The 8,623-nt window shown below is 41.7% G+C and carries 16 protein-coding genes; 6 read left to right on the top strand and 10 right to left on the bottom strand.

Annotated elements, in window-relative coordinates; all coding sequences use genetic code 11:
• Positions 1 to 14: 14 nt before the first annotated feature.
• The 7 genes from OCV68_RS12185 to OCV68_RS12215 form a co-directional block, all read right to left on the bottom strand.
• Positions 15 to 629 carry a recombinase RecT gene (locus tag OCV68_RS12185; protein WP_262573005.1) on the bottom strand — a complete coding sequence of 205 codons (615 nt, stop codon included), beginning with the start codon at positions 627 to 629 and terminating at the stop codon, positions 15 to 17.
• 2 nt (positions 630 to 631) lie between these two features.
• Positions 632 to 1,822 (bottom strand): hypothetical protein, encoded by a 1,191-nt coding sequence (locus OCV68_RS12190; RefSeq protein ID WP_262573008.1) that lies wholly within the window; start codon positions 1,820 to 1,822, stop codon positions 632 to 634.
• 221 nt (positions 1,823 to 2,043) lie between these two features.
• Positions 2,044 to 2,196 (bottom strand): hypothetical protein, encoded by a 153-nt coding sequence (locus OCV68_RS12195; RefSeq protein WP_262573010.1) that lies wholly within the window; start codon positions 2,194 to 2,196, stop codon positions 2,044 to 2,046.
• Between the two features lie 2 nt (positions 2,197 to 2,198).
• Positions 2,199 to 2,381, bottom strand: coding sequence for a hypothetical protein (locus tag OCV68_RS12200; RefSeq protein ID WP_262573013.1), 183 nt, complete (start codon positions 2,379 to 2,381; stop codon positions 2,199 to 2,201).
• Complete coding sequence (locus tag OCV68_RS12205) at positions 2,381 to 2,545, bottom strand: hypothetical protein (RefSeq protein ID WP_262573016.1); 165 nt, start codon at positions 2,543 to 2,545, stop codon at positions 2,381 to 2,383. Before OCV68_RS12205 ends, OCV68_RS12200 begins: the two co-directional genes overlap by 1 nt.
• A gap of 22 nt (positions 2,546 to 2,567) precedes the next feature.
• Entirely contained in the window at positions 2,568 to 2,873 is a 306-nt protein-coding gene (locus OCV68_RS12210; protein ID WP_262573019.1) for a helix-turn-helix transcriptional regulator, read from the bottom strand.
• Positions 2,863 to 3,051 (bottom strand): hypothetical protein, encoded by a 189-nt coding sequence (locus OCV68_RS12215; RefSeq protein ID WP_262573022.1) that lies wholly within the window; start codon positions 3,049 to 3,051, stop codon positions 2,863 to 2,865. The genes OCV68_RS12210 and OCV68_RS12215 overlap by 11 nt, the downstream gene beginning before the upstream one ends.
• Positions 3,052 to 3,126: 75 nt before the next feature.
• On the opposite strand from OCV68_RS12215, the gene OCV68_RS12220 reads away from it, so the two are divergent.
• Positions 3,127 to 3,648 (top strand): hypothetical protein, encoded by a 522-nt coding sequence (locus tag OCV68_RS12220; RefSeq protein WP_262573025.1) that lies wholly within the window; start codon positions 3,127 to 3,129, stop codon positions 3,646 to 3,648.
• 526 nt (positions 3,649 to 4,174) lie between these two features.
• Here the strand turns inward: OCV68_RS12220 and OCV68_RS12225 are convergent.
• On the bottom strand, positions 4,175 to 4,336 hold the full coding sequence (locus OCV68_RS12225) for a hypothetical protein (RefSeq protein WP_262573028.1): 162 nt from the start codon (positions 4,334 to 4,336) through the stop codon (positions 4,175 to 4,177).
• Positions 4,337 to 4,388: 52 nt separating this feature from the next.
• Positions 4,389 to 4,607 carry a hypothetical protein gene (locus tag OCV68_RS12230; protein ID WP_262573030.1) on the bottom strand — a complete coding sequence of 73 codons (219 nt, stop codon included), beginning with the start codon at positions 4,605 to 4,607 and terminating at the stop codon, positions 4,389 to 4,391.
• Positions 4,608 to 4,801: 194 nt separating this feature from the next.
• On the opposite strand from OCV68_RS12230, the gene OCV68_RS12235 reads away from it, so the two are divergent.
• The 4 genes from OCV68_RS12235 to OCV68_RS12250 are packed head-to-tail and all read left to right on the top strand — an operon-like array spanning position 4,802 to position 7,368.
• On the top strand, positions 4,802 to 5,197 hold the full coding sequence (locus OCV68_RS12235; RefSeq protein WP_262573033.1) for a helix-turn-helix domain-containing protein: 396 nt from the start codon (positions 4,802 to 4,804) through the stop codon (positions 5,195 to 5,197).
• On the top strand, positions 5,190 to 5,399 hold the full coding sequence (locus tag OCV68_RS12240) for a hypothetical protein (protein ID WP_262573036.1): 210 nt from the start codon (positions 5,190 to 5,192) through the stop codon (positions 5,397 to 5,399). The genes OCV68_RS12235 and OCV68_RS12240 overlap by 8 nt, the downstream gene beginning before the upstream one ends.
• Positions 5,400 to 5,431: 32 nt before the next feature.
• The gene (locus tag OCV68_RS12245; protein WP_262573039.1) at positions 5,432 to 6,484 is read left to right on the top strand and encodes a DUF4236 domain-containing protein; all 1,053 of its coding nucleotides are present in this window, start codon (positions 5,432 to 5,434) and stop codon (positions 6,482 to 6,484) included.
• Between the two features lie 56 nt (positions 6,485 to 6,540).
• Positions 6,541 to 7,368 (top strand): hypothetical protein, encoded by an 828-nt coding sequence (locus OCV68_RS12250; protein ID WP_262573043.1) that lies wholly within the window; start codon positions 6,541 to 6,543, stop codon positions 7,366 to 7,368.
• Here the strand turns inward: OCV68_RS12250 and OCV68_RS12255 are convergent.
• Positions 7,327 to 7,608 (bottom strand): hypothetical protein, encoded by a 282-nt coding sequence (locus OCV68_RS12255; protein ID WP_262573046.1) that lies wholly within the window; start codon positions 7,606 to 7,608, stop codon positions 7,327 to 7,329. The genes OCV68_RS12250 and OCV68_RS12255 overlap by 42 nt on opposite strands.
• Positions 7,609 to 7,813: 205 nt before the next feature.
• Here OCV68_RS12255 and OCV68_RS12260 point away from each other — a divergent pair.
• On the top strand, positions 7,814 to 8,623 hold an 810-nt coding region (locus tag OCV68_RS12260; RefSeq protein WP_262573049.1), incomplete at its 3' end, for a recombinase family protein.

Raw genomic sequence — 8,623 nt, forward strand, 5'->3', positions numbered from 1 at the left:
TTTCATATCCTCCGTTACAGTTCAATTCTTTCAACGGGCTGAATGTCCTCAGCCTCGCCCTCAACGTGTACGCCCATAAGGACTTCGGGGCAATAGACCCTCGCAAAGAATGACGATGCCCTGTATGCAAGCATAAGCTCGGGCATATTCGTCCATTTTGGGTTTTTACCGAGCCACCCCTCAGCCCTCGCCATTTTCAGCGTGACCTCGGGACCTTCCACTCTGTCACCCGTGTCAGCCCATACAGCCGACAGATAACAGCCTCGGTCATCGGTGCCCTTTGTGCCGATATATACAGGGCGGACGCTGCCCGGCTTGAATTTGCCGCAGCCTTCAATGAGAGCCTTGCAAGCCTGCCCGCTCCATGAGGGCTTTCCTTTGACCACATAAAGGTTTTGCATGACCATCATTGGAGATACACCCATTCTGTCAGCCATATCTACAGCGATGGCGCAGTCGGCAGGCTTGTTTTTGTAGTTATCGGGTATTATATCCGCTGTAGAGATTACCTTTGCGAGCTTATATGCTCTTGAAAAATCAGCAACTATATTTGTGGAAGGCTGCTGCACAATTTCCGATATTGCGGCGCTGCTCTGAGCAGGAGCCTGTATTATGTCGTTTGTTTCCATTTTTATTCCTCCTCAAAAAGTGAAATTTGTTCGTTGCTTTCGGGGATATCCTCCCATTTTACGCCTATGTAATCAAGGACACGTCCCCAGCCGTATTCTGTGCCGTCCTCGTCTTTGCAAACATGGTACATCCAATATTCCCAAGCTTTGGGATTGGCTTCCCTCAGACGGTCAAATCTATGCGGACGGGCTTCCATATGTATTCCGAAACCGCATATATCACAGCCTGTCCTTTGTGCCTTGGTCGTGTACAGGGTGCCGTTTCCTTTGCGCTCAATGGTGCCGTATATCTCGGGAACGGGGACGTGCAAATCTAACGCCAGCTGCAAAATATCCTGCCTGTTGAATATGGCAAACGGAGCGGAACGGACCGTATCTTTGCCATAATAATTACAGCCGTGCATTTTTAGTGATTTTTCACGCCTGCCGCCCTCCGAAGCCATAAGCCCCAGATAAGGGAAGCTGTTATGCTCTTTCGCCCAATCGTCGCATGGCTTTTCTTTCAGCCAATAGCAGCACTGCGAACTGACTTTGAACGGCGGCGTTTTGTAATTAACGCCCTCGTTTTCGTTTTCATATCCGCCGAAAAGATACAGCCATTTTAACGGCAGCTTCATTCGGCTGTTCTTCTGCCAGCCGCCGTATTCTCCCGTTTCGCCCGTAATGATAGCGTGTCGGATAGTAGCATTATTTTCGGTCGGGTTCTGCAGATGCTCGATTTTCGCCGCTTTTTCCTTACTGATAACGGGAAATCCGTATTCCTGCAAAATCCTGTGTTTGGAGTATGGCTTTCCGTCCTTGTCTCGGGACGTTTTCAACTGTATAACACCGAGCTGTTTATGTATGCGCTGAATGCTCCTGTCCTCAATGCTTGAAACTGATATTGCAGGAACGTCAATGCCTATACTGCGAAGAAAAAGCAGCAGGGTAATGCTGTCAAGTCCGCCCACAGACACATGACAGTTTGCGTAATATTCTCCCACGGGAGAAGTGATGGTATTATAAAAATCCTTTGCCATTTTTGCGGCGTGAGACAATTTCGATTCATACGGCAACTGCTGTAACTGCAGGAAACGCTGAATATTTTCGTCAATGTGCTCCCGTTCCTTGCGTTCAAGGACGTTTTCCTTGTACTTCTTTGCGCCGCTCCTCGGGGTGATCTGCTCGTCCTCGATCAGGGTGAGTTGTTCCATCAGTCCCTTGCCTCCCCGTAAATCCTGCGGTAACATGAAACGCAGTAGCACAGCCCGAGAGACTTGTAAAACGCCTTGCGCCTGCCGCATTTGCGGCATAGGCATATTTTGATTTTCATCTTGACATTCTCCTCATTATCTGCTATAATGCAGATGATAATATATCTGTTTATTATTTTTCCTCCGCCTGACCTCGGCTGCAACCGAATCAGGCGGATTTTTTATCCCTGCACAGGGCACTCGCTGATTGACAGTATCCGAGCCGCACCAACAAACTGCTGAGCGCATTCATTCGCCATCTCAAAGCTGTGTGCCTGAATGCGGCAGCTGTACTTCCTGCCCTCATAGGCGTATCTAAGGATATACCATTTCATTTTTACACCTCCCTGCAAACATCTGTGATAACCGCCTCGACCAGATCGTCAAGACTGTTTTCAGCGAAAATCCTGTCCTTTGCCTTAGCTTCGGCAGCTTCTCTCGACCCAGCCGATACGCTGTACACATCGTTGAATGCGCCGCCCTTGAACCTGAGGTGGACATATACGTTGTATGTGCTCATTACTTTACACCTGCCTTTTCCTTAGCCGCTTCGAGCAGCTTCTTGTCGATGATACGCTTGAGACATTTTGCCATAATCTCAGGGCTTGGCTCGTTCACGAGTATGATCCTGCGTCCGCTTTCGGACATCATTTCTCTGGTGATGGGCTTTGTGGTTTCATTCATATTTATTTCTCCTTGGCAAAATTTAGTTTTCTTTGGCGGAGTGCGAATGTACTTCGCCGCTTTTTTTGAACAGTACCTGTACCGGAACATCTGAAAAGTATTTTTCATGTATTGCAAGAGCTTCATCAAGTGTGAAGCCTGAACGCCCCGTCAGTTTTTTGCTCAGGTAGTCAGCGCTGATCCCAACTGCTTTCGCTATGTCTTTCTTCTTTATTTGCCTGCAGGCAATTTCTACTTCCAGTGCCGGATAAGCGGGTTTAACGGTTCTGTATGGCAACTTCTCCTCATCTCCTTCCTGTCCCGGACAGATAATAAGTTTACTGCTCAATGATCTCCATATGGTCATAAGCAAATTTGATCATATCGTAAGTGGTCTGAGCTTTGGTGTGATTGGTGATCTGCATGACCTCCTCAACCATTTTTGCGGCTTCGGGGTAAGTTCTCAGCTGGGCAAACTCGATAGGCGCTTCCTTTGGCGCTCTTTTGACTTTGAATTTCTCTTCCATGTTTTCAACTCCTTGACAATTCCCTAGTTATAGCTGTATAATTGTGGTAATAAAGCGGAAAGGGGCTACATAATTTTGAATGAACTTTTTGAAATAGTTACTAATGATTATGTTTGCACATATATAGCATTAGCGGGATTTATTATATCAATAGTCAATTCAATTTATTTGGTTTCGGTCAATTCCTTCAAAGCGGCTCTCGTTCAAAAGAGCTATGCTTTTTGTGACAATCGTAACGGACATCCGGCATATTTTGAATTAGCTATCGAAAATAAATCCAGGATTCCTATGTCAGTCTCACGAATGTTTTTGATTATAAACAATCAAAAGTATGAATTTCAATGGGAAACAGAACGTATTGGACACTTTGCGTTTAAAACCAATGGTAAAGTTACAGAAGAATATTCAACCTATTCATTAACATTACCACAGAACATATCCGGAATGGGAGCTATCGGCGGATTTTTCTTTGTCCCTACCGATGATTTGATTTCCAGAAGTGACTTTATAAATTCGCAACTTTGGATTGAGATTCATACTAATCGTGGCAAGAAAAAATTTAAAATTGACTTGTCAAAGTTATCTGACCACCCATAATGCGTATTCGTTCTTTGCATTCGTCAAGAATTTCGTAAGAGACCTCAAATGTTATATGGTTTGCTGCAAGGCAGTTCAGAATTTCGGAAATACACTTTTCGCATTCTGAACTGCTATTTTTTTCACTTGAAATGTCTCTCTTTCCGCTAATGTCGGAACGCACTTCAACCATTGTTCTCACTTCCTTTCCTTAGTGCCGATAACCATCTCAGCAATGGAATCGGGGTTGATTTCCAGCGCCTTACACAGGGCAATAAACTCATCTCCCATGATTTTTCTCTTTCCGTTAAGTGCGGAGCAGAGCTTGTTTTTTGCATCCTTGACATTTCCTTCCCTCCCGCAGTATAATTGTGGTAATTAAATCGGAAAGGAGGAATTTTGTATGAGCTTCTGTCCTTTTATGAGTAATGGTAAGGACATAAAGAATTGGTGTGGCTGTATAACTTCTTGTGAGCTTCGTATTAACAATAGTTGCGCATTGAAGATATTGGCTCAAAAGGCGTTATTTGATGTCAAGCATCAAAAGTCACAGATTGAAGAGAGCAAGCAGAGCGTTGCAGATAGCAGCCGTTAATCTGTCAAGCCCCTCAGCGGTATGCTCCCTTTTCGCCTCCTCTGAGAGCATTTTTATATGTTCCCAGAGGAGATTTTTTGCTTCCGTGGCTGTAAAGTTAGATTTGTTCTCCATTTTCTCACTTCCCTTCATTTTTGTCTGTCCTAATTTTCGCCCAAATGCGGTGCTATACTGATATAGAAAGGATTTCGTTGATAGCTGAAACAACCTTACCGCTTGTTATATCCCCCACAAGAATTTTGTACAGGTTGGAACTGTCAACATAGATGCCGGGATATCGGCGTTTGATTTCAGATATTAGCCATTCCTGCCTTCGATTTTGCTCCATAAGAGCAAGCTTGACCTTTTTACCGTAATTGCATAATGGCTTTTTGTATTCTGACAAATTAACACCTCCCATATTGTAAAATATCACGATTGACAGTTACGGAAAAATGTAATATAATATAGTTGCAAGATATTATTTTTACGTTCTGCCGTAACTGTGATTTTATTATATTACGTTTAGGCGTAAATGTTAATAGTAAAATTACGGATTGGCATAACTTTGTCAGTGTGTATAAAAGCAGGTGCATATTTATGTCTAAATTGTATGAAACTATCGAACAACTTTGCAAAAACAAAGGCGTTAATATAACGAAAATGTGTAAAGATGCAGGAGTGAGCAGGGGATCGTTAACAGACCTCAAAATGGAAAGGTCAGCAGAATTGAGTACAAGCTCGATGAGTAAACTTGCAGAATATTTTGGCGTATCAACAGATTACCTTCTTGGCAAAGACGCTAATAGCGTAAAAGCCTATGATGAGCACGGGGAGCCTCTATTTATAGATGACGAAGTCAGAGAAATAGTTGACAGCCTCCGCACCCGCCCAGAAATGAAAATCCTCTTTAGTGCCAGCAAAAAAGCAACTAAAGAGGATATATTGAAAACTGTAAAAATCATTGAAGCTTTAAGGAATGGTGAGAATGATTGATTACATAATCAGGTACATAGATCTGCCGTACACCATTAAAGGCGTGACAGTAATGGACTCTGACGGATTTTATAATGTTTACATAAATTCTCACCTGTCGTGGGAAGAACAGAAAAAGGCAGTCAAACATGAACTGGAACATATACGCCGAGATGACTTCGATAATATTTGTGCATCGCTTGAAGAAGTCGAGGCTATGTAAAATATAACAATACTAACTAAGGACGTGATTTTATGGGACTTAAGTTCAGAAAAAGCGTAAAATTGGGCTGTGGCGTTAGAATAAATTTTAGTAGTTCAGGCATAGGCTATAGTATTGGAACAAAGGGCTTTAGAACAACCATAAGCCCTCACAGACGAGTTACAAGCAGAATAACCATACCAGGCACGGGTCTTTATTATACTTTAGGCAGCAAGGGGCGAAAAGGCGGCGGAAGGCCGTCCCATGCGTCACAACCATCGCCAGAAACCGAAAACATTCAAATAGGGCTTGGCGTTACATCAAATACCACAAGTGCAGATATAACTAATTTTCAGCCAGCTGAATATGATGATTTATTAAAACGTCTTAAAATCGCCTATTACTCGCAGATGCTCGCCATTATTTTGGCTATCTTCGGTCCCTGTATATCCGTGGGGTTATATGACCGATTTTCTTTTTCCCCCGTTATAATGTACATATCTATCGCTGCTTTTTTAGCGGTGTCTATTGCAATCCTGCTTCTCGCTGTTGTTGATATGGATTATAATCTCGATGCCGAATCCAGCGAAAATTATAATAACTATTGTGCATCATGGGATTTTGTAAATACAAGCAGAGGGAAATGGCAGCAAATTACATCAACAGCTGTAACAGATAGAAAATATCACTCAGGCGCAAATACTGTTGTAAATTTAAAACCATTGACAATGACACATAGATGTCCTCGCTTTATGCGCACAAACATCGATATATGTTGTATAAATATGTTTTCAGAAAAACTGGTCTTTCTTCCTGATAAACTACTGATTATACGCAGCGGAAAAATAGGCGCTGTAAACTATGATGATATAAAAATATCGTATTCCAAGCGTAACATCACTGGTGCACAAGTTTGCTCCGACTCTGAGATAGTAGGATATACATGGAAATATGTAAATCGCAATGGCAGTCCAGACAAACGATTTAAGGATAATAAAAAACTTAATATCTGCAAATGCGGAGAAATAACATTAACGTCAGCTTCTGGCTTAAATGTCATCATAGTATTATCAAATAATAAGGTAATCGATGATTTAATGAAATAAAAAATCCCCCGAACCATACGGAACGGGGAGAGAGGAAATGTTCAGGAGATGAAAATATGGTTGACAAATTAAATGAGATTGTAGATTCTGCAAATAAAGCAAAAAAGATTGAGTATCGTGATTGTTATGTCGCTTTTTTAGATATTCTGGGTTTTAAGGAGCTTATTAAGACAAGTGAATGTTCTGATATATTTAACCTTATGGAAGAATGCGTGAATAGCTGTAAATTTTATATTGATGATGTGTCGGAAACTTCCAGGATAACTAAAGAATATCTGGATAGTGTTTTTGAGGAGATAACTTTAAATCTTATTTCAGACAGTGTTGTTATATCAGTTCCAAGTGATAGGAAATGCTCATTAGATGTACTGGTATTTGTTATATGCTCATTGATAATTAAGTGCTTCAAAGACTATGGCGTTCTATTCAGGGGTGGAATATCCAAAGGAGATTTTTTTGCATTTGAAAACAAAGTATATGGTCCTGCGTTGAATGATGCATATTTACTTGAAAGTCAAAATGCAAAATTCCCACGTGTTATTTTTACTACGGAACTTTTAGAAGATTATTTAGTAGAAAATTTCAACAGAGATTTCAATATTCTTTCAACAGCGATAGAAGTAGATAAAAATGATTATTTCAATTTTGTTGATTACTTATTCTTCCTTATGCATCAGGGAAAAGCCAATGCCGAAACCGAGGAACAAAAGAAAGGATTTTCAAACTTAATTGATAAATTTAATAAAAAAATATCTGATGAACTTGCAACTGAAAAGAATCCGGGAGTAAGAGAAAAATACGTTTGGCTTAAGGAATATATGAAAAGAGCAAAGAAAAGAGATTCAGAACATACCGCTTTTACCCATAATGGTGTCACCCTCTAAGCTTACAATTTTGTGAATTGGTTCTTTGCCCACATCATCAAAGCTTTTGCTCGGTGGTACAAAGCCAAGATTTATTGATGCAAAATCCAAATTTGCATCTTCGCATACCAATTCAGCTAATTTGTTGATAAACGGTTTTAGCTGTTCTACTGTAATATCTTCCCGTTCGCTTACATTTTTAAGTCGTGATACAGTGCGATATAATGAATAATCTGCGGAGCGTGGAATAGTTATTTTCATATAAAACACCCTTTCAAATCTTGTAATAGCGATATGTATATATTTATATTATATCATATATTTTATTACATATCAAGAGATAAATAAAAAAAACGCCCCAAAAGATGCTGGAACATCTCTCGGAGCGCAGGAGAATGTGGTACATTCACCATTCATACAATGTGAATTATACCATATCCTCCAAGAAAAGTCAAGGAGGAATTAAATGAAAACCGCCGTAATATACGCCCGATATTCATCGGACAAGCAGACGGAGCAGTCCATCGAGGGACAGCTTTATGACTGCTACAACTACGCCAAGCAGCACGGCATAACAGTCGTGCAGGAATACATAGACCGAGCCATGACGGGCAAGAACGATGACCGCCCTGCGTTTCAGCAGATGCTTCATGAAAGCGCCATGCACAAGTGGGATAGTGTTATTGTGTGGAAACTTGACCGCTTTGCACGCAACACCATAGACAGTGCCGTAAACCGTCAGATTTTAGCTAAAAACGGCGTGAAGCTGCTGTCCGTCATGGAGAGCTTCGGGGACGATGCCAGCGGTCAGATGATGACCCATATCATTGAAGCAATAAACGAATACTACAGCGCCGACCTTCGGGAAAAGACTATCCGAGGAATGAGGCAGTCGGCAATGAAGGCCCAGACCACAGGGCATATCCCGTTAGGGTACAAGGTCGTTGACAAGAAGCTGGTCATTGATGATGAGACCCGAATTATCCCCGAAACTGTGTTCAGGATGTACGCAGAAGGGGAGAGGCTCACCGACATAGCCGAGCATCTGAACGCCCAGGGCTATCGCAACCGCCGAGGCAGGCCGTTCACCACAAACAGTTTTTACAATATGCTGGCTAATGAAAAATACATAGGCATTTACAAATACGACGATATAGTGATCGAGGGAGGAATACCGCAGATGATACCCAATGAAGTTTTTGAGGCTGTAAGAGAAAAGCTGATAACCAACCGCAAGAGAGCCGCCAAGAACACCGCCAAAGCCGATTATTATTTG

The organism is Huintestinicola butyrica (assembly GCF_025567215.1).
Lineage (GTDB): Bacteria > Bacillota > Clostridia > Oscillospirales > Ruminococcaceae > Huintestinicola > Huintestinicola butyrica.

What these genes read in the sequence shown, in the direction of transcription:
- OCV68_RS12185 (WP_262573005.1), bottom strand. Translation starts at nt 629, where the DNA reads ATGGAAACAAACGACATAATACAGGCTCCTGCTCAGAGCAGCGCCGCA.
- OCV68_RS12190 (WP_262573008.1), bottom strand. Translation starts at nt 1,822, where the DNA reads ATGGAACAACTCACCCTGATCGAGGACGAGCAGATCACCCCGAGGAGC.
- OCV68_RS12195 (WP_262573010.1), bottom strand. Translation starts at nt 2,196, where the DNA reads ATGAAATGGTATATCCTTAGATACGCCTATGAGGGCAGGAAGTACAGC.
- OCV68_RS12200 (WP_262573013.1), bottom strand. Translation starts at nt 2,381, where the DNA reads ATGAGCACATACAACGTATATGTCCACCTCAGGTTCAAGGGCGGCGCA.
- OCV68_RS12205 (WP_262573016.1), bottom strand. Translation starts at nt 2,545, where the DNA reads ATGAATGAAACCACAAAGCCCATCACCAGAGAAATGATGTCCGAAAGC.
- OCV68_RS12215 (WP_262573022.1), bottom strand. Translation starts at nt 3,051, where the DNA reads ATGGAAGAGAAATTCAAAGTCAAAAGAGCGCCAAAGGAAGCGCCTATC.
- OCV68_RS12225 (WP_262573028.1), bottom strand. Translation starts at nt 4,336, where the DNA reads ATGGAGAACAAATCTAACTTTACAGCCACGGAAGCAAAAAATCTCCTC.
- OCV68_RS12235 (WP_262573033.1), top strand. Translation starts at nt 4,802, where the DNA reads ATGTCTAAATTGTATGAAACTATCGAACAACTTTGCAAAAACAAAGGC.
- OCV68_RS12240 (WP_262573036.1), top strand. Translation starts at nt 5,190, where the DNA reads ATGATTGATTACATAATCAGGTACATAGATCTGCCGTACACCATTAAA.
- OCV68_RS12245 (WP_262573039.1), top strand. Translation starts at nt 5,432, where the DNA reads ATGGGACTTAAGTTCAGAAAAAGCGTAAAATTGGGCTGTGGCGTTAGA.
- OCV68_RS12250 (WP_262573043.1), top strand. Translation starts at nt 6,541, where the DNA reads ATGGTTGACAAATTAAATGAGATTGTAGATTCTGCAAATAAAGCAAAA.
- OCV68_RS12255 (WP_262573046.1), bottom strand. Translation starts at nt 7,608, where the DNA reads ATGAAAATAACTATTCCACGCTCCGCAGATTATTCATTATATCGCACT.